Annotated in this window: 17 protein-coding genes; 10 read left to right on the forward strand and 7 right to left on the reverse strand. The window is 53.7% G+C overall.

Translation table 11 applies throughout. The features are described from left to right. Position 1 precedes the first annotated feature (1 nt). Complete coding sequence (hisP, locus tag F3J38_RS16745) at positions 2–775, forward strand: histidine ABC transporter ATP-binding protein HisP (RefSeq protein WP_038645703.1); 774 nt, start codon at positions 2–4, stop codon at positions 773–775. Positions 776–916: 141 nt separating this feature from the next. Here hisP and F3J38_RS16750 read toward each other — a convergent pair whose 3' ends face one another. Continuing rightward, positions 917–1,864, reverse strand: coding sequence for a sugar-binding transcriptional regulator (locus F3J38_RS16750; RefSeq protein ID WP_167140270.1), 948 nt, complete (start codon positions 1,862–1,864; stop codon positions 917–919). Between the two features lie 194 nt (positions 1,865–2,058). On the opposite strand from F3J38_RS16750, the gene dalD reads away from it, so the two are divergent. The 3 genes from dalD to F3J38_RS16765 are packed head-to-tail and all read left to right on the forward strand — an operon-like array spanning position 2,059 to position 6,227. Then, entirely contained in the window at positions 2,059–3,447 is a 1,389-nt protein-coding gene (gene dalD / locus F3J38_RS16755) for a D-arabinitol 4-dehydrogenase (RefSeq protein WP_167140272.1), read from the forward strand. A gap of 2 nt (positions 3,448–3,449) precedes the next feature. Next, entirely contained in the window at positions 3,450–4,919 is a 1,470-nt protein-coding gene (xylB, locus tag F3J38_RS16760) for a xylulokinase (protein WP_167140503.1), read from the forward strand. Positions 4,920–4,946: 27 nt separating this feature from the next. Beyond that, positions 4,947–6,227 carry an MFS transporter gene (locus F3J38_RS16765; RefSeq protein ID WP_167140274.1) on the forward strand — a complete coding sequence of 427 codons (1,281 nt, stop codon included), beginning with the start codon at positions 4,947–4,949 and terminating at the stop codon, positions 6,225–6,227. A 35-nt stretch (positions 6,228–6,262) separates the two neighbouring features. On the opposite strand, the gene F3J38_RS16770 is transcribed toward F3J38_RS16765, so the two are convergent. Beyond that, entirely contained in the window at positions 6,263–7,156 is an 894-nt protein-coding gene (locus tag F3J38_RS16770) for a TIGR01777 family oxidoreductase (RefSeq protein WP_167140276.1), read from the reverse strand. Positions 7,157–7,358: 202 nt separating this feature from the next. Here F3J38_RS16770 and yfcF point away from each other — a divergent pair, with 202 nt between their 5' ends. Then, a complete protein-coding gene (gene yfcF, locus F3J38_RS16775) occupies positions 7,359–8,000 on the forward strand; it encodes a glutathione transferase (RefSeq protein ID WP_167140278.1) in 642 nt (213 codons plus the stop codon). Between the two features lie 111 nt (positions 8,001–8,111). Further along, complete coding sequence (gene yfcD, locus F3J38_RS16780; RefSeq protein WP_084934596.1) at positions 8,112–8,657, forward strand: NUDIX hydrolase YfcD; 546 nt, start codon at positions 8,112–8,114, stop codon at positions 8,655–8,657. Between the two features lie 48 nt (positions 8,658–8,705). Here the strand turns inward: yfcD and F3J38_RS16785 are convergent, their stop codons facing one another. The 3 genes from F3J38_RS16785 to ackA all read right to left on the reverse strand — a co-directional run bounded on the left by F3J38_RS16785 (position 8,706) and on the right by ackA (position 14,024). After that, positions 8,706–9,965: a 4-aminobutyrate--2-oxoglutarate transaminase gene (locus tag F3J38_RS16785; RefSeq protein WP_167140504.1), complete on the reverse strand. Its 1,260-nt coding sequence runs from the start codon at positions 9,963–9,965 to the stop codon at positions 8,706–8,708. Positions 9,966–10,603: 638 nt separating this feature from the next. Then, positions 10,604–12,748 carry a phosphate acetyltransferase gene (pta, locus tag F3J38_RS16790; protein WP_369411012.1) on the reverse strand — a complete coding sequence of 715 codons (2,145 nt, stop codon included), beginning with the start codon at positions 12,746–12,748 and terminating at the stop codon, positions 10,604–10,606. A 73-nt stretch (positions 12,749–12,821) separates the two neighbouring features. Further along, complete coding sequence (ackA, locus tag F3J38_RS16795; RefSeq protein WP_167140281.1) at positions 12,822–14,024, reverse strand: acetate kinase; 1,203 nt, start codon at positions 14,022–14,024, stop codon at positions 12,822–12,824. 339 nt (positions 14,025–14,363) lie between these two features. Between ackA and yfbV the strand changes: the two genes are divergently transcribed. The 3 genes from yfbV (at position 14,364) to F3J38_RS16810 (ending at position 16,135) form a co-directional block, all read left to right on the forward strand. Further along, the gene (gene yfbV, locus F3J38_RS16800; RefSeq protein WP_084934599.1) at positions 14,364–14,816 is read left to right on the forward strand and encodes a terminus macrodomain insulation protein YfbV; all 453 of its coding nucleotides are present in this window, start codon (positions 14,364–14,366) and stop codon (positions 14,814–14,816) included. Between the two features lie 150 nt (positions 14,817–14,966). Beyond that, complete coding sequence (locus F3J38_RS16805) at positions 14,967–15,461, forward strand: YfbU family protein (RefSeq protein WP_167140283.1); 495 nt, start codon at positions 14,967–14,969, stop codon at positions 15,459–15,461. A gap of 14 nt (positions 15,462–15,475) precedes the next feature. Then, a complete protein-coding gene (locus F3J38_RS16810) occupies positions 15,476–16,135 on the forward strand; it encodes a sugar phosphatase (RefSeq protein ID WP_167140285.1) in 660 nt (219 codons plus the stop codon). 719 nt (positions 16,136–16,854) lie between these two features. On the opposite strand, the gene yfbR is transcribed toward F3J38_RS16810, so the two are convergent. Continuing rightward, the gene (gene yfbR, locus F3J38_RS16815; protein WP_167140287.1) at positions 16,855–17,454 is read right to left on the reverse strand and encodes a 5'-deoxynucleotidase; all 600 of its coding nucleotides are present in this window, start codon (positions 17,452–17,454) and stop codon (positions 16,855–16,857) included. A gap of 69 nt (positions 17,455–17,523) precedes the next feature. Further along, a complete protein-coding gene (locus F3J38_RS16820; RefSeq protein WP_039336479.1) occupies positions 17,524–18,741 on the reverse strand; it encodes a pyridoxal phosphate-dependent aminotransferase in 1,218 nt (405 codons plus the stop codon). A 967-nt stretch (positions 18,742–19,708) separates the two neighbouring features. Here F3J38_RS16820 and lrhA point away from each other — a divergent pair. Then, positions 19,709–20,632, forward strand: coding sequence for a transcriptional regulator LrhA (lrhA, locus tag F3J38_RS16825; protein ID WP_034825076.1), 924 nt, complete (start codon positions 19,709–19,711; stop codon positions 20,630–20,632). The last annotated feature ends 281 nt before the right edge of the window (positions 20,633–20,913 follow it).

Genomic DNA, 20,913 nt, shown 5'->3' on the forward strand with positions numbered 1-20,913 from the left:
TATGGCTGACAACAAATTAAGCGTTACCGAACTGCACAAGCGTTACGGTGAACATGAAGTTTTGAAAGGTGTATCATTGCAGGCCAATGCCGGCGATGTGATCAGCATTATTGGCTCGTCCGGTTCCGGGAAAAGTACCTTCTTACGCTGCATTAACTTCCTCGAAAAGCCGAGCGAAGGCACTATTTCGGTTAACAACGAGCAAATTAATCTGGTGCGCGATACCGATGGACAGCTGAAAGTGTCCAACAAAGAGCAGTTGCGTTCACTGCGCACTCGTCTGACCATGGTGTTCCAGCACTTTAATTTGTGGAGCCATATGACGGTGCTCGACAACGTCACCGAAGCGCCAATCCAGGTACTGGGGCTGAGCAAAGCCGAAGCGCGTGAGCGTGCGATTAAGTATCTGGATAAAGTTGGCATTGATGAGCGTGCGCGTGCTAAATATCCGGTGCATCTTTCGGGCGGTCAGCAGCAGCGTGTGTCTATTGCTCGTGCCTTGGCGATGGAGCCTGAAGTGCTGCTGTTTGATGAACCCACTTCTGCGCTCGACCCCGAGTTAGTTGGCGAAGTGCTGCGCATCATGCAGAAGCTGGCGGAAGAGGGTAAAACCATGGTGGTGGTGACGCACGAGATGGAGTTTGCTCGTCATGTTTCCAATCACGTGATTTTCCTGCATCAGGGCAAGATTGAAGAGCAGGGCTCGCCAGATGAATTGTTTGGCAACCCGAAAAGCCCACGCTTGCAGCAGTTCCTGTCGGGATCGCTGAAGTAAATTTTGCGCGATAGTTAAGGCGATGGAAGCGGGGGCAGAGGAGTAAGGCATCCCGCGCCAGGGATGGCGCGGGCCGAGGCTCAGGGAGGATTTATGCCGTCTTTACGATCTGCCCCCGCTTCCTGAGCAGGCGCTGAAAACTCACTCTCGCAGTAACTTCAGCGCTGTATCTTCATCGGTCACCAGTCCCGATACCCAGCCGCCCTGCAACGCAGCTCGAATCGCCGGGTACTTACGCTCGCTGCCAGAAAAACCAATAATCTTGCGCTGTGTCTGGCTCTCCAGCAATACGCTGGTCAGTAGCTCATCGGTTTCGCCCCACACGCGCTCACCTTGCTGATTGAAAAAGTGGCCGAGCATCTCGCCCACCACGCCGCGCGCATTCAGCGCTTTAACCTGTGCATCGGTGATAAATCCTTCGGCATTTAGCGGACAGCCCGGCATCACTTCCCCAATACCGACAAAGGCCACGTCTGCCTGTAATGCGCGATCGGTGACGCGTTGGTATACCTGATGCTGCACCCACATCGCTTTATCTTGTGGCGTATCAGCGTAGAGCGGCGCAGGAATGAAGTAATACTTGCCCTGCATTTTCTCCGCCATCTTCAGTGGCACGTCGTAGCGTGTTCCGGAATCATCGCGCGCAATGGCCCCAATCATCGAAACGCACTGATGCTGCGGGCGATCCACCCACGGCAATGCATCGATCATTGAGCGGAGAGTCTTGCCCGAACCAATGCCAAACACCTGCGGGGCTTCCTCATTGATGAACTGAGACATCACCGCCGCGCCTTCCACCGCCAGCATCTGTTGAATGGCGTCATCATTTAGATTGGCCGATGGCACTACGCGGCACAGATCCAGGCCAAACTTCTCCTGCACCTCGCGCGCCAGCTGCAAACAGTGCGTGACGGGATGATCGATTTTCACGCTCACCATGCCCATTTCACGTGCGCTGGAGACCAGGCGCTGCGCTACCTGACGTGATAATCCCAATGCCTGCGCAATCTCCTGCTGCGTTACGCCTGCGACGTAATACATCCACGCGGCACGCGCGGCCAGCTCCTGCTTTTTCTCTTCTCTGCTCATCACGCTGTTCCGTCAAAAACGATGCGTCATCTTAACGCGTGTTTTATGGAAAGCGTTAATTGAGCAAAAGCCCTAAAAAAGAGCAAAAGTATTATTTGTGATAAGGCTCGCAGAATGATCCTTACCTCGAGCACTATGCTACACGTCATCGGGCAAATGCCCTTTCATGTGGCAAATGTTTAATTGAGGCAGCTATGACCAATCAATCAGTGTGGATGCACATCGGCGCGGGATCATTCCATCGGGCACATCAGGCGTGGTATCTGCATAAACTGCGCGAGCAGGGTGACGAAAGCTGGAGCATCGCGCTCGGCAATATTCGCAATGACGCGGTGCCGTTGCTCAATCAGCTCGCGGCGCAGAATGGCGAATATGTGCTGGAAACCGTAACACCGGAAGGTGAGCGCGATTATGAAACCATCACTTCGCTGCGCAAAATCTTGCCGTGGGACAGTGAAATTAGCGCGCTGGTTGAGCAGGGGGCCAATCCGCAAACCCGTGTGATTGGCTTTACCGTGACTGAAGCGGGCTACTACCTGACACCTGAATTTAAATTGGATCTCAATCAGGCTGATGTGAAGGCCGATCTGGGTGGTGACATCCGCACTATTTATGGCGCACTCAGCCGTATCCTGACAGCGCGTGTTGCCCAAGGTGGCGCGCCGGTCACACTGCTGAACTGCGATAACCTGCGTCACAACGGCGAGCGTTTCCGTGAGGGTTTCCTTGCCTTTCTTGCGGCCAAAGGCGATACCGTGCTGGCGGACTGGGTGCGCTCGCACACCACTTCGCCGAATACCATGGTCGATCGCATCACGCCGCGTCCTACGCCGGATGTGGCGGAGCGAGTACAAGCAGCAACCGGTAAGCAAGATGGCGCAGCGGTGATGGCGGAATCCTTTATTCAGTGGGTGATTGAGGATGACTTTATTGCCGGGCGCCCGGCGCTGGAAAAGGCCGGTGTTGAGCTGGTGGAATCGGTGCTGCCGTGGGAAGAGGCGAAAATCCGCATCCTCAACGCGACGCATGCTGCGATTGCCTGGGCGGGCACGCTGATTGGCTTGAACTATATCGATGACAGCACACGTCATCCGGCGATTTATCAACTGGCGCACGACTACGTCACTCAGGATGTCATTCCCTCTCTGTCGCCCAGCCCGCTTGATTTAGCCGATTACCGCGACGTGGTGCTGGCTCGCTTTAGCAACCCATACATCAAAGACACCAACCAGCGCGTGGGTGCCGATGGTCTGTCAAAAATTCCCGGCATGGTGACGCCAACCCTGCAGGAGTGCTACCAGCGTGGTGCGCAGCCCAATGCAACGGCAGTGATTCCGGCGCTGTTCTTCCTGTTTATGCAGCGCTGGGCCAATGACGATCTGCCGTATTCCTATCAGGACGGTGCGCTACAGGCCGATGCGCTGCGTAACCAGTTCGCCAGTGCCGATCCGCTGAAGGCCTTCCTGAGTGATAACGCGCTGTTTGCGGAACTGGCAAACGACAAGGCGTTTCATGCGCTGGTGACGCGCCGTGTCGTGAGTTTGCAGCAATGGCTGAAACAGCCCGAACTGGCGGCGGTGTAATCATGTATCTCGGCATTGATATCGGCACCTCAGAACTTAAAGCGCTGATCGTTAATACAGACGGCGAGATTGTGGCGTCTCAGCACGCCACGCTGGCTGTGCAGCGACCGCATCCCCACTGGGCGGAACAGGATCCCGAACGCTGGTGGCAAGCCTGCGCCGAGGTGCTGGCGACATTGCGTCATCAATCCCCTGATGCGTGGGTCGAGATTCGCGCCATCGGCTTATCCGGTCAGATGCACGGCGCTGTGCTGCTCGATGCGGATGGCAAGGTATTGCGTCCGTGCATCTTGTGGAACGACACACGCAGTGCGCCGCAGTGTGAGGTACTACGGAAGTGCTATCCGCAGATGATGGCGATCAGCGGCAACATGATCATGCCTGGCTTCACCGCGCCGAAACTGCGCTGGGTGGCAGAGCATGAGCCGGCGATCTTCAGCCGCATCGATAAGGTTTTGCTGCCAAAAGATTACCTGCGCTGGCGTCTTACCGGGCGCTTTGTCAGTGAACCTTCCGATGCTGCCGGCACGTTGTGGCTGGATGTGGCGCAGCGTGATTGGTCCGATGAACTGCTGGGCATCACCGGACTGACGCGCGCCCAGATGCCCGAACTGGTGGAAGGCAGTGCAGTGAGTGGCCGTTTGCAGCCAGCACTGGCGAGCGAGTGGGGCTTATCCACTTCGGTGACGGTGGCGGGGGGTGGCGGTGATAATGCCGCTTCAGCGGTTGGCGTGGGCGCAGTGAATCCGGGCGATGCCTTTATTTCACTGGGCACGTCCGGCGTGATCTTCGTGGTGAACGATCGCTTACAGGCCGATCCCCAATCCGGTGTGCATGCCTTCTGCCATGCGCTACCGGGCCGCTGGCATCAGATGAGTGTGATGCTCAGCGCCGCCAGTTGTTTGCGCTGGCTGTGCAATCTGCTGTCGGTAAGCGAAAGCCAACTCATGGAGGAGATGGCACAACTCAGTGATGAACAACTGCGCAGCGCACCGGTTTTCCTGCCTTACCTGTCAGGTGAGCGTACACCGCATAACGACCCTGACGCCTCCGGTTCTTTCTTCAATCTACGCCACGAAACGCCGCGTGCCTTACTGGGCTATGCGGTGATCGAAGGTGTGGCATTTGGGCTAGCGGATGGGTTAGCCGTGCTCGGTGACGCCCAGCATCACATTCAGCAATGCAGCCTGACCGGCGGCGGTGCACGCAGCACGCTGTGGGCACAGCTGATTGCCGATGTGCTGCAACTGCCCATCGTTACCCATCCGGCCAGCGCATCGGGTGCACTGGGCGCCGCGCGTTTAGCCTGGCTGGCGGATGGCGGTCTTGAGCATGAGGTGTGTCTGAAACCTGCGGTACAGGCGCGCTATCAACCGGACGTGACGCGAGGTGCCGTGCTGCAACAGCGGCTGCGTCTGTTCCGCGAACTCTACATCCAACAACAACAGGTGCGCAGCTTGCTACCTGCATAACGGCTTACCGAACAGAAGGTGATTGTGATGCAATCGAACGAATACTGGTTTGGCTTACCGAAAAAGATGTTCTGGGGCTTCCTCGCTATCGCGATTTTTATGGCGGGTGATGGCTTTGAAATGGCGTTTCTGTCGCGCCATATCACGGATATGGGCTTTACCCCTGCGCAATCTGCGGTGGTGTTTACTTTCTATGGTTTAGCGGCGGCACTGGCAGCTTGGGCGTCTGGCGTGGTGGCTGAGCTGATCACCCCGCAGCGCGCGATGATGATTGGCTTTGTGCTGTGGATCGTGATGCATGCGCTGTTTATGTCGCTGGGGCTTGGCCTGCGTAATTATCCGCTGATGGTGCTGTTCTACGGCATCCGTGGGTTGGCTTATCCGCTGTTTATCTACTCGTTCATGATGATGCTGGTGCAGGTCTTGCCACGTGAGAAACTGGCAGCAGCAACCGGCTGGTTCTGGGCGATGTACTCCGTCGGCATCGGCGTGGTCGGCAGCTATCTGCCAAGTCTGACCATCCCGATGCTGGGGGAAACCGGCACGCTTTGGCTGGCGATCGTCTGGGTGGCCTGTGGCGGGATTCTGGCTTACTTCAGCCTGCGCAATGTGCCGGTGGATCGCTCGCGGGTGAATTTGCCGATGCGTGACAAAATGACTGAGATGTCGCGTGCCGTGACCATCCTGTTCACCAATCAGCATGTGTTTTATGCCTGCCTGATTCGCATCATCAACACGCTGTCGCTGTTTGGCTTTGCCATCATTATGCCGCTGCTGTTTGTCGATCGTCTCGGCTTCACCATCTCTGAATGGCTGCAGATCTGGGCGGTGTTCTTCTTCGTCACCATCTTCACCAACATCTTCTGGGGCATCACCGGTGAGAAGCTAGGCTGGATCCGTCAGGTACGCTGGTTCGGTTGTTTGGGAATGGCGATTTCCAGCCTGATGTTTTACTACCTGCCGCTGTATGCCGGTCACAACTTCTGGGTGGCGCTGATTCCGGCAGTGATGCTGGGGATCTTTGTGGCGGCGTTTGTGCCGATGACGGCGGTGTTCCCGACGCTGGAACCGCATCACAAAGGTGCCGCCGTCTCGATCTACAACTTGTCGGCGGGCCTGAGCAATTTCGTGGCACCAGCCATCGCTTCAGTGATGTTGCCGTTCTTTGATATTGTCGGGGTGGTATGGGCTTACACCGCGCTGTATGTGTTTGCGGGCGTGCTGACATTTATTATTCGCGTGCCGCAGCCGGGGCATACCCGAGAGGAGAGGGCGGTGAAATCGCGAGTCGCGGAGCAGCGTAGCTAATGGAAAAACGGCGGCCCAGGGCCGCCGTCTGTCTATCAGACCACATCCTGTAGCGCTTCCTGTAGATCATACCAACGGAAGCCAAAACCCGACTCCTCCAACCGTTTCGGTAATACGTGTTGTCCACCGAGCACCAACACCGCGGATTCGCCCATCATCAATTTAATCGCACTGGCAGGCGTGCGCATAAACGCCGGTCGATGCATCACGTGGCCAAGGGTGGCGGCGAACTGCTCATTGCGTACCGCATAAGGCGCGACCATGTTGAAAGGTCCACTCAGGTTGTTATTATCGATCAGCCAGATGATCGCGTTAACCAGATCGTCAATGTGAATCCACGGCAGATACTGCTTACCACTGCCAATTGGACCGCCGACGCCCAGTTTGAACGGCAGCTTCATTTTTGCCAGAGCGCCGCCTTCCTCTGCCAACACTACGCCAGTACGTAATAAGCAAACGCGGGTGCGATCGCTCTGTGCATTAAGCGCCAGCTGTTCCCAACGTGCACACAGGGCATGAGTGAACTCATCGTGACCGGGATCGTCTTCCGTTAATACCAGATCGCCGGTATCACCATAAAAGCCGGTCGCGGAACCGGAGATTAAAAAATGCGGTGGGTTGCTGCTGGCGTGGATCAGTGAAACGATTTGCTCTGTCATTTGCCAGCGACTTTCACATAGCCGCTGCTTCTGTTGTTCGGTCCAGCGCTTATCCGCGATCGGTTCGCCCGCCAGATTGATCACACCATCAATGCCATTGAGATCGGGTTGCTGATTGATGCCGGACCACAGCGAAACGCGGGGATCCAGTTTGTCCCGTGCAGCCGCGACATCTCGGGTGACGACGTTCACCTGATGGCCGAGTAACAGCAGACGCGGTATCAGATGGCGGCCAATCAAACCCGTACCGCCGGTTATAAGCAGGTGCATGTTGAGCCTCCTTGTAATTTATTTTCTGCTCAGATTGATCATAGAAGAGAAGCGTTCGGATAGCGTGACAGCGCTTACGCTAATGAAGAAAAAGGGAAAGTTTGTACTGGCCTTAAGGTCAAAGATCCGACCAGCACACCATTGCCTTAACAAATAAAAATCGGTAAATAGAAAGCACACCTGATGCTTATTGAGGCAGCCGATGAACTATCCATCCATCACCTTGTGGTCCGATTCATCCTTTTTCAGTCCTTACGCCATGTCGGTCTACGTTGCACTCACCGAGAAGGGCATTCCCTTCACCCTGAAGCGCGTGGACCTGGCGCAAAACGCACAGCTTGATGATGACTACCGCGCGCTGTCGCTGACGTGCCGTGTGCCTACGCTGCAAATTGATGATCTGGTGCTCAATGAATCTTCAGCGATTGCTGAATACCTTGAAGAGCGCTTTCCTGCCCCTGAATTTGAGCGTCTCTATCCGCGCGATCGTGAAAAGCGTGCGCATGCGCGTGAAGTACAGGCGTGGTTGCGCAGTGATTTAATGGCGCTGCGTGCTGAACGCCCGACGGAAGTGCTGTTTGCCGGTGAGCGCTTTGCACCATTAACCCCGGCAGGCGAGCAGGCCGCCAGCAAGTTGATTGCGGCGGTTCAACGCCTGCTGCCGGATGGACAACAAAACCTGTTTGGTGAATGGTCGATTGCCGACACCGATCTGGCCGTGATGATTAATCGTTTGGCGCTGCATGGCGACACGTTGCCGGTGAAATTGCAGCATTACGCCGAGTTTCAGTGGCAGCGCGCGTCAGTGCAATTGTGGCTGGCCGAATCGGGCAAATCTCGCTAAGCACGAAGAGCCTTGCGGAGGCGAAAAGAACGCTTTACCTTACCGCTCATTCTAATAAAGCATCGCAAACAGGCGCGTGCTGGGCACGCCGAAAACAGAAAAGGGTTACGGATGGTGGATCAAACGGCAGATAGCGGTATCGAGTGGGTTGATATCGTTAGTGAAGAGAACGAAGTCATTGCGCAGGCCAGCCGTGCGCAGATGCGCGCGCAGAATTTGCGTCATCGTGCGACCTACATCGTGGTGCATGATGGCATGGGCAAAATTCTGGTGCAGCGTCGCACTGAAATCAAAGACTTCATGCCGGGTATGCTCGATGCAACCGCTGGTGGCGTAGTGCAGAGTGGTGAAGACATGCTGGAATCTGCACGCCGTGAAGCGGAAGAAGAGCTAGGCATCGCTGCTGTGCCGTTTGCCGAACATGGCAAATTCTACTTCGAAGATCAGCACTGTCGCGTCTGGGGCGGTTTGTTCAGCTGTGTGTCGCATGGTCCGTTTGCCATGCAGGAAGAAGAAGTCGACGAAGTGTTCTGGATGACGCCGGAAGAAATCACCGCACGCTGCGATGAATTCACCGATGACTCGCTCAAAGCCGTATCACTGTGGCTGAGCCGTAACAGTGACGCCGCTCGTCGCAAGCAGAGCAGCGAATCCTGAGTTCCCGCTGCGATTGAACAAGGCGCCCCCTCGGCGCCTTTGTTGTTTCTAATGCTCGCGCATAATGTCTTTGAGCAGTTGCAGTGCCTTATCGAACTGCGGCTGCGGAATCGTCAGCGGATAAAGAAAGCGGATCACATTACTGTGCACGCCGCAGGTCAGCAAAATCAGCCCTTGTGCCAACGCCTGCAACTGAATCGCTTTGGTGATTTCCGCTGATGGCCGACCTGCGGCATCCTGAAACTCTGCCGCTATCATCGAACCGTAACCACGCACTTCAGCGAGCGACTGGCAGCCAGCTTCACGCAGGGTAGCGATGAGTTGTTCCCCCAGTTGATTGGCGCGTGCGCACAATTGCTCCTCATCAATGATATCCAACACCGCATGCGCTGCGGCTATCGCTGGGGGACTGCCCGCATAGGTGCCGCCCAAACCACCCGGCTCTGGGGCATCCATCACTTCGGCGCGCCCGGATACGGCTGATAGCGGGAACCCGCCCGCCAGACTTTTTGCCATGGTGATCAAGTCCGGCTGTACATCGTAGTACTCGCTGGCGAACAGCTTGCCGGTGCGCGCAAAACCGGTCTGGATCTCATCGGCAATTAACAAGATGCCGTGACGATCGCACAGGGCGCGTAATGCAGAAACAAACTCCGGCGGCGCAACATAAAAACCTCCTTCGCCCTGTACGGGTTCGAAAATGATCGCCGCCACCTGCTGCGGACTGATATCGCTGCGGAAAATGGCCTCAAGACTCTCGAGTGACTGATGCACGCTCACGTTGTGCAGCGCATTAGGATACTGGGCGTGAAATACCGAGCCGGCGAACGGCCCAAAACCGGTTTTATAAGGCACCACTTTACCTGTCAGCGACATTGTCATATGGGTGCGTCCGTGAAACGCGCCTGTGAATGCGATAATGCCAGGACGCCTAGTCGCCGCGCGGGCAATTTTCACCGCATTCTCCACCGCCTCCGCGCCGCTGGAGAAGAACGTGGTTTTCACCTCGCCGTGTATAGGCACGCGCTGATTAAGCCGCTCGGCGAGATGAATATAGTTTTCATAGGGGATGATCTGAAACGCGGTATGGGTAAAACAATCCAACTGCTGGTGCACGGCCGCCATCACTTTCGGATGACGATGCCCGGTATTTAGCACCGCAATGCCTGCCGCGAAGTCAGTATATTCACGCCCGTTCTGATCCCAAACCGTGGCGTTTTCCGCCTTCACCGCATAAAAATCACACATCACACCCACACCGCGCGGCGTGGCTTTCAATCGACGGCTGTGCACATCACTGTTGCTCATCATTCACCTCGCAATTCACGGGAGCCTGTCATCAGTGTGAGCGGCAGGGTGTTTTTTCGCCAGTGAATGGCTGCGTGAAAGTCGCCACGTTACATTCGCTCTGAATGCGAAGGTGTGCGCCACAGAAGTGATGATGAAGTTTGAAGGGCAGGGAAGGCCAGTGCCAACAGAAACGCGCAAGAACCCTCCTCACAAACGCTAAGAATGCGGAGGTGTGCACTGCAAAAGCGATGATATTTGAAAGGCAGGAAAGGCCAGTGCCAACAGAAACGCGCAAGAACCCTCCTCACAAACGGTAAGAATGCGGAGGTGTGCACTGCAAAAGCGGTGATGATCTTTGAAAGACAGGGAAGGCCAGTGCGAAGAGCGAAGCGTCCGCGCCACGGACGGCGCGGCCGATCTGCAGGGATGCGTTAATCCTTCGCGATCGGACTGGCCTTCCCTGTCGTTTACACCGGGCATTCAGCGACAATTGCACCCGGCCCGCAGCAACAATTACACCCGGCCCGCAGCAACAATTACACCCAGCCCACAGCAACAACTGCACCCAGCCTTCACCACCCACCAATCTTAAAGCAAAAAAAAGAGCACAAGGTTTAACCCTCATGCTCTCCACATTCAGCGGCAAGAAAAAGAAATTAGCCTTCCGCCTGCTGTGACTGAATCGCGGTCAGTGCGATGGTATAAACAATGTCATCCACCAATGCGCCACGTGACAGATCGTTCACTGGCTTGCGCATACCCTGCAGCATCGGCCCGATAGAAATCAGGTCGGCCGAACGCTGAACCGCTTTATAAGTGGTGTTACCGGTGTTCAGATCCGGGAAGATAAACACAGTAGCGCGACCTGCAACCGCTGAGTTTGGCGCTTTCGATTTCGCGACATCTTCCATAATCGCGGCGTCATACTGCAACGGACCATCGATCACCAGGTCAGGACGTTTCTCCTGCGCGATACGCGTCGCTTCGCGTACCTTCTCAACGTCGCTACCCGCACCGGAGTTACCGGTTGAGTAAGAAATCATCGCCACGCGTGGATCGATACCAAAGGCTTTGGCGGAATCCGCAGACTGAATCGCGATCTCTGCCAGCTGTTCTGGATTCGGATCCGGGTTAATCGCACAGTCGCCATACACCAGCACCTGCTCAGGCAGCAGCATAAAGAACACAGAAGACACCAGTGAGCTGTTTGGCGCGGTCTTGATCAACTGCAACGGCGGACGAATGGTATTCGCGGTGGTGTGCACGGCACCCGACACCAAACCGTCCACTTCGCCACGCTCCAGCATCATGGTGCCGAGCATCACGTTATCTTCCAATTGCTCCTGCGCAACCACTTCAGTCATGCCTTTGCTCTTACGCAACTCAACCAAACGCGGCACATAATTCTCGCGCACCACTTCTGGATCGACGATCTCAATGCCCTGGCCCAGCACCACACCCTGAGCGGCTGCAACACGCTGGATCTCGTCTGGATTACCCAACAGCACACAAGATGCAATGCCACGTTCGGCGCAAATCGCAGCGGCTTTCACCGTACGCGGCTCGTCGCCTTCTGGCAGCACAATGCGTTTGCCAGCTTTACGTGCCAGCTCGGTCAACTGATAACGGAAGGCTGGCGGTGAGAGACGACGGCTGCGTTCGGAAGTCGCAGTGAGTGATTCCACCCAATCGGCATCGATAAAGCTGGCGACATACTCCTGCACTTTCTCAATACGCTGGGTATCATCCGCAGGCACTTCCAGATTAAAACTCTGCAGGCTCAGTGAGGTCTGCCAGGTATTGGTTTTCACCATAAACACCGGCAGGCCAGTCTGGAAAGCACGCTCACACAGACGCGCAATCGGCGCTTCAATCTGATAACCACCGGTCAGCAACACGGCACCAATCTCGATTCCGTTCATCGCGGCGAGACAAGCGGCAACCAACACGTCGGGACGGTCAGCCGACGTCACCAGCAGTGAACCTGGACGGAAGTGCTCCAGCATGTGTGGAATGCTACGTGCACAGAACGTCACAGATTTCACGCGGCGGGTCTGAATCTCACCCTCGTTGATGATATCTGCATTGAGATGGCGGCACATATCGATGGCACGCGTAGCGATTAGATCAAAGCTCCACGGCACACAACCAAGAATCGGCAATGGGCTGTTAGCGAACAGCTGCTTAGGATCGATATTGGCAATGTTTGCTTTGGTCGAATCATCGAAGATTTCAGACAGGTCAGGGCGCGTACGACCCTGCTCATCCACCGGGGCGTTCAGCTTGTTAATGATCACGCCGGTGATGTTTTTGTTCTTACTGCCGCCAAAGCTGCTTTGCGTTAATTCAATTCGCTCTTTCAACTGTGCGGGCGAATCATTGCCCAGCGCCGTCACGAAAACGATCTCGGCGTTAAGGGTCTTGGCGATTTCATAGTTCAGTGAGGAAGCAAACTGATGCTTACGCGTTGGCACTAACCCTTCCACCAGCACTACTTCCGCGTCTTGCGCATTCGCGTGGTAGTTAGCAATGATCTCTTCCATCAACACGTCTTGCTGGTTCGAACCCAACAGTGACTCAACGCGTGACATCTGCAGCGGTTCAGCGGCAGGAATCGCGGAGTTCTTACGGATGATGGTGGTGGTCTGGTCCGGCGCATCGCCGCCCGCACGTGGCTGGGCAATCGGCTTGAATACGCTCAGGCGGACGCCTTTGCGCTCCATGGCACGGATCACGCCGAGGCTGACGCTGGTCAGGCCGACGCTGGTGCCGGTGGGGATGAGCATGATTGTACGTGACACTATTGAAACCTCTCAGGTGTTGCAGACTAGCCAAAACAACTCCGTCAGCCTGAGCTGACGGAGAGAAGTGTATTTACGCGGTAAGACGCGCGGCGTCTTGGGCGATGACCAACTCTTCATTGGTAGGAATCACCACCGCTGGGCGGGTGCCTTCCTTATTGATAAAGCCAGACTTGCCGAAGCGCGCGGCCAGATTACGGTCGTGATCCACTTCGAAGCCCAATAATGCAAGTTTTGCCAATGACAGCTCGCGCACCATCGCGGCGTTTTCACCGATACCGCCAGTGAAGACCACTGCATCCAGACGGCCATCCATCAGTGCGGTGTAGCTGCCGATGTATTTTGCCAGGCGATGACAGAACACATCCATCGCGCGCTTAGCATCTTCTTTCGTCGCATAGTTGTCTTCAACGTAGCGGCAGTCGCTGGTCACTTCAGTCAGGCCCAGCAGGCCAGACTCTTTGGTCAGCAGCTTGTTGATCGCATCCACGCTCATGCCCAGTGCATCGTGCAGGAAGAACACAATAGCAGGATCGATATCGCCACTGCGCGTGCCCATCACCAAGCCCTCTAGCGGTGTCAGACCCATTGAGGTATCGACACACTGGCCGTTACGGATGGCTGAAACCGAACCACCATTGCCCAAATGACAGGTAATGATGTTCAGCTCGCTAACGGGTTTGTTCAGCATCTTGGCGGCTTCCTGAGTCACATAATAGTGACTGGTGCCGTGTGCGCCATAGCGACGTACGCCATGCTCTTTGTACAGTCTGTACGGCAGCGCATAAAGATATGACTCTTCCGGCATTGTCTGATGGAAAGCTGTATCAAAAACCGCCACATTCTTATCCGACAAATGTGGGAAGTTCTTCAGAGCTTCGTCGATGCCGATCAAATGCGCTGGGTTGTGCAGCGGTGCAAATGAAGAGGCGTCTTTAATGCCCTGAATAACAGATTCATCAATGATGACCGATTTTGTCAGCTGCTCGCCGCCGTGAACAATGCGATGGCCGATTGCAGCGATTTGTGCAGAAAGCTCTGGTTTTTGTGCCAGAATAGTTTTAACGATGAAGTTCAGCGCTTCACTGTGTGCCGCGCCCGCGCCCAGTGGAGCTTCCTGTTTGCAGCCTTCCAGCTTCCATTTGATACGTGCTTCAGGTAAATGGAAACACTCGGCCAGACCTGACAGATATTCGTCACCGTTGGCCGGATTAAGGATGGCAAACTTAAGAGAGGAGCTGCCGCAGTTCAGAACCAGTACTAACTTCGTCGACATGGAAGTACCTATTGATTAAATAGTGGCTAAAAATAACGCAATCAGACTAACAGCGTAGCCCATGAATGCTGGTAGATTAATGATTAACATCATGCGGTAGTCAAAAAGAGACCGACATGCAAAAAAATTTAGGTAATTTTACGCGAATTTTTGAAACCCGCTTAGCGAAACATGGCTCTAAACCGCTCTTTAATTGAGCTGAAGCTTCCGGTAATGTTGTTAAAACGGCGTCAGAATACCCACTGTCACTCGCAAAGACAAAAACTTTTGAAGGATGTCACGTAAAGTTGTGTAGTTATCAGTTTATTTTAAACATTACAAAATTAGTTGAGGTCTATCATGTCGAATGAGACGAGTAATCCAGGCTGGTTCGGCTTATTTCAGAACGGTCAACGATACATGAAGACCTGGCCATCCGATAAGCGCCTGGCGCCAATGTTCCCTGAGAACCGTGTGGTCACCGCCACTCGCTTTGCCATTCGCTTTATGCCACCGTTGGCAATCTTCACGCTGACCTGGCAAATTGCCATGGGCGGGCAGCTCGGCCCAGCTATTGCCACCGCGTTATTTGCCTGCAGCTTGCCGATGCAAGGGCTTTGGTGGTTGGGTAAGCGCTCTGTTACGCCATTGCCACCCACTCTACTGCACTGGTTCCATGAGGTGCGCGCGAAACTGGAAGAAGCGGGCCAGGCCATTGCGCCGGTTGACGGCAAGCCGACTTATCAGGCATTGGCAGATGTACTGAAACGCGCCTTTAAGCAACTCGATCGTACTTTCCTCGACGATCTTTGATCGGCACCGCTATTCTTTTGAAGAGAATTTGCGCGCGATCCCGCTTCAAATCAAAGAAAAGTGGTGCGCACATACACGCATCGCTTTCCTTGTGTAATCATTTCCTCATTGTTTAAATCTTAAGCGGCCTTCCCGGCCCGGGAGTAAACCATGGAAATGACGCACGCACAGCGACTCATCCTCTCTAATCAGTACAAAATGATGGCCATGCTGGAGCCCGATAACGCTGAACGCTATCGTCGCTATCAAACCATCATTGAACGTGGCTATGGCCTGCAACTGCGCGAACTGGACAAAGAGTTTGGCGAGTTGACGGAGGCGACGTGCCGTCAGTTAATCGACATTATGGAAATGCACCACGCACTCCATGTCTCCTGGTCGAACCTCAAAGAGGCTAATGCGATTGAAGAGCGCCGTCTGGCCTTTCTCGGCTTTGATGCCGCAACCGAGGCGCGCTATCTCGGCTATGTGCGCTTCATGGTGAATGTTGAAGGGCGTTATACTCAGTTCGATTCCGGGACGCACGGTTTCAACGCACAAACCCCGATGTGGGAAAAATACCAACGCATGCTGGCAGTGTGGCACACTTGCCCACGTCAGTATCATCTCAGCGCAAACGAAATTGCGCAGATTCTTAATGCCTGAATAAGGAGTCGCGTGTGAAGTACAGGGGTTTTCTGTTTGATTTAGACGGTACATTGGTGGATTCATTGCCTGCGGTGATTCGCGCATGGTCATTGTGGGGCGAACGCCAGGGTATCGCGGCGGAAGAGGTCCTGAATTTTATACACGGTAAGCCAGCGATCAATTCGCTGCGCCATTTTATGGCAGGGCAATCAGAAGAGGCGATTCAAGCAGAGTTCCTGTGGCTTGAACGTCTCGAGGCCGAAGACACGCAAGGCGTTCAGGCGATTCCGGGCGCGAAAATGTTGCTGTCCACGTTGAATGAATTGCAGATCCCTTGGGCGATTGTGACGTCAGGGTCGATTCCGGTGGCGCATGCTCGGCACAAAGCCGCAGGTCTGCCGATGCCGGAAGTGTTCATCACGGCGGAGAACATCAAACTCGGTAAGCCAAACCCTGAACCCTACCTGCTGGGAGCTGAACGCCTCGGGCTGGCTGCGACCGAATGCGTAGTCGTAGAAGATGCGCCAGCTGGCATCATCGCCGGACTGGAAGCAGGTAGTGCCGTGGTTGCTGTCAACGCGCCGCTGGATGCCCCACGCCTCAAAGAAGTGGCTTGGCAGGTAAAAACACTGGAACCGCTGGTGGTGACGCAGGCGGATAACGGCACATTTACGGTGTCAGTCAAAGTCTAATTAAAGCGGGTTGTTACGTCTTCAATACTGGTTAGTTAAACATGTGGTGATAACGCAGTCTGGTGCCGCTTAGGGGCTGGCGGTACAGGTGATAACGCAGTCTGGAGCCGCTCTGGGGATGGCTGTCCTCGCGCCGCTGACGCGGTACCTTCACTTCACTCGTCCGCCTGACGGACCGGTGCAGAAGGGACTTTCCCTGTCCCGGCTGCACCTTTCGCCAGCATCCATGCTGGCTCTCCTGGCTTCCTCATTCCGTTCAGCGCTGCGAAATGCCATCCCCAGAGCGGCACCAGCCTGCTTGCTAACATCTGTTTACGCGGTAGGAAAGGGCACGATGACTCAGGCGATAGCGTTTTTACCGCTACAAAGGGCGCGATGGCTCAGGCGACAGCGCTTTTACTGCCACAAAGGGCACAGTGTCTGAGGCCGCAGCGCCTCTGATGCTGCAAGGGCTATTCGCAGCGCTGAGGCGGAGACGTTGTGCCAGGAGCCAGGCGCAGGGATGCGACAGGCAGTTCGGGTAGGCCAGGACGGCCGTACCCGAACGTTCCGGCCGGCACGACGTTGCAGCCGAGGGCACGGCCCGGCAGCAGCAGAGGTGCTGGGGCCCGCACCAACATGCTAAATAGTGCAAAAGAAAAGGCTGCCATTCCTGACAAAAGACAACTTCACTCGAACAGGAACTTAACTGACAAGCATTAAGCCTTCCCGGCCCGTCTTTATAATGGGGTATCCTGGGAAATTTCATCCAGAGACAGGCTAAAACTAGGAATAAAGACCTCTACGAAGTAATCCATCTCTGGCGAACGACGTTGCGAAAGGGTTTTTTCCAGTCGCGCCTTCGCCAGCAAAAACTCATTATTCCCCGCAGACAACTCTTCCAGACATTTCACATAGGCGCACAAGGCGTCGGCCTGTTTAACCACGGCTTGCTCACTTTCACTGTGCAAATGCTCATCGATCAATGGACGATACGCCTCCTGCAGCTCAGGCGGCAGCATATCGATCAATTTTTGCTGGGCAATCTTTTCGATCTTTTTATATTCATGGGCAATCTGCGCGTTGTAGTACTTCACCGGCGTGGGTAAATCGCCCGTCAAAACTTCACTGGCATCATGGTATAGCGCCAGCATCGCGATACGTTCTGCGTTGAGGTTGCCGTTGAATTTCTTGTTTTTAATGATGGCAAGCGCATGAGCAACCATCGCCACCTGAAGACTGTGTTCAGAGACGTTCTCGGTGCGCACATTGCGCATCAATGGCCAGCGGTTGATCAGTTTAAGACGGGACAGATGGGCGAAGAAGTGGCTACGAGTCATGGCGGATTCCTGTTCGCACGGCGGGGAGTATTAGACTCCCCGAAATGAGAACAGTATACGCATCACATATTACTGACGATAGCCTTGCAGGAAACGGCCAAACTTGCTGATCGCCATCTCCAAATCATCGACGCGCGGCAGTGTTACAATACGCACGTGATCCGGCCAAGGCCAGTTGAAAGCAGTACCCTGAACCAGCAGCACTTTCTCCTGCAGAAGGAAATCCAGCACCATTTTTTGGTCATCAAAGATGTTGAATTTCTTCGGGTCGATGCGCGGGAACATATACAGCGCACCCTGTGGTTTCACACAGCTCACGCCGGGAATGTCGTTAATCAGTTCCCAGGCGCGCTGGCGTTGCTCGTACAGGCGGCCACCAGGCGCAATGAACTCGCTGATACTTTGATAGCCACCCAGCGCGGTTTGAATAGCATGCTGAGCAGGAACGTTGGCGCAAAGACGCATTGACGCCAGCATCTCCAAGCCTTCGATATAGCCTTTAGCATGTTTTTTCGGACCGTTCAGTACCATCCAGCCCTGGCGGAAGCCAGCCACGCGGTAGGTCTTCGACAGACCGTTAAAGGTGACTGTCAGCAAGTCAGGGGCCAGTGCGGCAATCGAATGATGCTGTGCTTCGTCATACAGAATTTTGTCGTAGATTTCGTCAGCAAAAATAATCAGGTTGTGCTGACGCGCAATCTCAACCACTTCCATTAACAGCTCTTTGCTGTAAACCGCACCCGTTGGGTTGTTTGGGTTGATGATGACGATGCCACGTGTGCGGGGCGTGATCTTGCTGCGGATATCATCCAGGTCTGGGAACCAGCCAGCAGATTCATCACACAGATAGTGCACAGCTTTACCGCTCGACAGGGAGACGGCTGCTGTCCACAGCGGATAATCCGGAGCAGGCACCAGCATCTCGTCGCCGCTGTTCAGCAGTGCTTGCATCGCTTGCACAATCAGTTCTGATACGCCGTTACCGATATAGATATCTTCGACGGTCACATCGCGCATATCACGCGCCTGATAGTGCTGCATAATGGCTTTGCGTGCCGAATACAGTCCCTTTGAATCGCAATAACCCTGTGAGCTGGGCAGATTACGAATGACATCGACTAAAATTTCATCAGGGGCTTCAAAACCAAACGGGGCAGGGTTGCCGATATTGAGTTTGAGGACTTTGTTGCCTTCTTCTTCCAGACGCTTAGCTTCTTTCAGTACCGGGCCACGGATGTCATAACAGACATTTTCCAGCTTGCCGGATTTATCAATTTGAAAATTCATCATTACCGCCTTAATGGGCAGAGTCCTTTAACCTGCCACCAAAAACAAACCTGCCCAATTTACTCCTCTCACTGTAACAAAAGAAGGGCGCCGCTGGGTTTTGGCGTGTTTGCCAGTTATTCCTGCTAGCGGTGGCGGGAAACGCATTTTTGGTGCGTTATATTGGTTTATAAATCCAGTAAAATTAAAAAATGTGATATTTAATGCTGGTGAGTTAAGTTTAAGGTGTAAACCCTCATATCCATAGAAAAAGAAAGAGATTGAGAAGTTTTAAAATGGCATCCGCTAAAAATAATGGTTAGCGACCTGATGAAATAGTTAAAGGAATCTTGTTAGATGCCGAATAAGTGTGCAGCGATATTGAAGCAATGCATGGTGTCAGAGAATGCAGTGCATTCTTATTCACTAAAGTGCAGCAGATTTATCTCTCTGGAAGTGTAGGATTATGGCGTCAAAGCCGGGTTAAATAGCATTTGTACTGTCACTTTAGCGCGGGTTGTTATGATTCAGAACCAGGAGGGTTAAAAATTGCACAGCGTTGTGGCAGGATGTACCGGAAAAGCGTTTTGGTCAAAAATTACGATGATTAGAACAAAAACATTTCCCTTTAAAGCGTAAAAATGATTAAGTATAATTTATTATTTGATGCACTTTATCGCTTCGCATCTTCATAACATGATGTTATCACTTTTTGACCCGCAGGGCCTTTTCGCGGGAAACTAGACAACTACGCAGCTTCCAGCACCTGTGCGACATACGTCTTCGGACCCGAAGTTGTTCTGTCTTTTATAGATGGCGCTCCTCTGTTTGCAGAGTGACGTTTCCGTCGGCATCCGCCTTACACGATTTTTTTATGACAGCCTCCACACAGGGCTGTCATTAAGCACCATTACCTATTATCTATTTGATAAATAAGGTAATACACCAGGGTAGTAGTTTTAAAAAATCTTATAAGTGAAGAAAAAACATGACTAATGCAAATCGTCCGATACTGAATCTCGACCTCGATCTGCTGCGTACTTTTGTTGCCGTTGCTGACCTCAATACTTTCGCAGCCGCCGCTGCAGCAGTATGCAGAACGCAATCCGCAGTAAGTCAGCAGATGCAACGTCTGGAACAATTGGTAGGTAAAGAGCTGTTTGCCAGACATGGACGTAACAAACTGCTGACGGAGCATGGCATCCAACTGCTGGGCTACGCCAGGAAGATCCTTCGTTTTAACGACGAAGCTTGCACCTCTTTAATGTACAGCAACATCCAGGGCGTGCTAACCATCGGCGCCTCAGATGACACTTCCGATACTATCTTGCCGTTCCTGCTTAACCGGGTAACGTCGGTGTATCCAAAGTTGGCCATTGATGTCCGTGTTAAGCGTAACCCGTTCATGATGGAAATGCTGAACCAGGGTGAAGTCGATCTGGTTGTAACCACGTCCAGCCCGGGTAATTTTACCCATCAGGTTCTGCGTACATCACCAACGCTTTGGTACTGTGCGGCGGATTACATCTTCCAGCGCGGTGAAGCGATTCCTTTGGTCCTGCTGGATGAGCCAAGCCCTTACCGTGACATGGCGATTGATCACCTGAACGAAGCCGGTATTCCATGGCGTATCTCCTATGTCGCGTCAACGCTGGCTGCTGTTCGTGCTGCCGTGAAGGCCGGATTAGGCGTGACGGCACGTCCTGTTGAAATGATGAGTCCAGAATTGCGTGTGATGGGCGCGGCAGAAGGTTTGCCTGTTCTGCCAGATACGCAGTATCTGCTGTGTCGCAATCCAGACAGCGACAATGAACTGGCTCTGGCTATTTTCAATGCGATGCAGTCGACCAATGACCCTTATAATCTGACAGCGAATCCAGACGGCACTTTGCTGCTGGATGATGAAGAGTAAGGTTAACGTTAACGGGTAATTCCTCGCAAATAGAATGCCTGGTAATTGTTAAAACATAGAAAAATAAGCCTTAGACTGATTATCTTCAGCTAAGGCTTTTTTTTATGCCTTTTACCCTGCATTTTCTGACGCTATTCGCGCCTTGTAATTTTCCCACCTTCCCGAAAAATGAAATGCGTTCCATTTCTGAACAGAGTGGAACTTTTTTGTCATTTCGTGCCATCTTTTCCAGGGCATACGCCAAGAGAAATTGGCGTTTTTAACAGCAAAAAACACCGTTA

The organism is Candidatus Pantoea formicae (genome assembly GCF_011752625.1).
Classification (GTDB): Bacteria; Pseudomonadota; Gammaproteobacteria; order Enterobacterales; family Enterobacteriaceae; genus Pantoea; species Pantoea formicae.

Bases quoted from the DNA above. Each gene is read 5' to 3' on its own strand.
- hisP (WP_038645703.1), top strand. From the start codon at position 2: ATGGCTGACAACAAATTAAGCGTTACCGAACTGCACAAGCGTTACGGT.
- F3J38_RS16750 (WP_167140270.1), bottom strand. From the start codon at position 1,864: ATGAGCAGAGAAGAGAAAAAGCAGGAGCTGGCCGCGCGTGCCGCGTGG.
- dalD (WP_167140272.1), top strand. From the start codon at position 2,059: ATGACCAATCAATCAGTGTGGATGCACATCGGCGCGGGATCATTCCAT.
- xylB (WP_167140503.1), top strand. From the start codon at position 3,450: ATGTATCTCGGCATTGATATCGGCACCTCAGAACTTAAAGCGCTGATC.
- F3J38_RS16765 (WP_167140274.1), top strand. From the start codon at position 4,947: ATGCAATCGAACGAATACTGGTTTGGCTTACCGAAAAAGATGTTCTGG.
- F3J38_RS16770 (WP_167140276.1), bottom strand. From the start codon at position 7,156: ATGCACCTGCTTATAACCGGCGGTACGGGTTTGATTGGCCGCCATCTG.
- yfcF (WP_167140278.1), top strand. From the start codon at position 7,359: ATGAACTATCCATCCATCACCTTGTGGTCCGATTCATCCTTTTTCAGT.
- yfcD (WP_084934596.1), top strand. From the start codon at position 8,112: ATGGTGGATCAAACGGCAGATAGCGGTATCGAGTGGGTTGATATCGTT.
- F3J38_RS16785 (WP_167140504.1), bottom strand. From the start codon at position 9,965: ATGAGCAACAGTGATGTGCACAGCCGTCGATTGAAAGCCACGCCGCGC.
- ackA (WP_167140281.1), bottom strand. From the start codon at position 14,024: ATGTCGACGAAGTTAGTACTGGTTCTGAACTGCGGCAGCTCCTCTCTT.
- yfbV (WP_084934599.1), top strand. From the start codon at position 14,364: ATGTCGAATGAGACGAGTAATCCAGGCTGGTTCGGCTTATTTCAGAAC.
- F3J38_RS16805 (WP_167140283.1), top strand. From the start codon at position 14,967: ATGGAAATGACGCACGCACAGCGACTCATCCTCTCTAATCAGTACAAA.
- yfbR (WP_167140287.1), bottom strand. From the start codon at position 17,454: ATGACTCGTAGCCACTTCTTCGCCCATCTGTCCCGTCTTAAACTGATC.
- F3J38_RS16820 (WP_039336479.1), bottom strand. From the start codon at position 18,741: ATGAATTTTCAAATTGATAAATCCGGCAAGCTGGAAAATGTCTGTTAT.
- lrhA (WP_034825076.1), top strand. From the start codon at position 19,709: ATGACTAATGCAAATCGTCCGATACTGAATCTCGACCTCGATCTGCTG.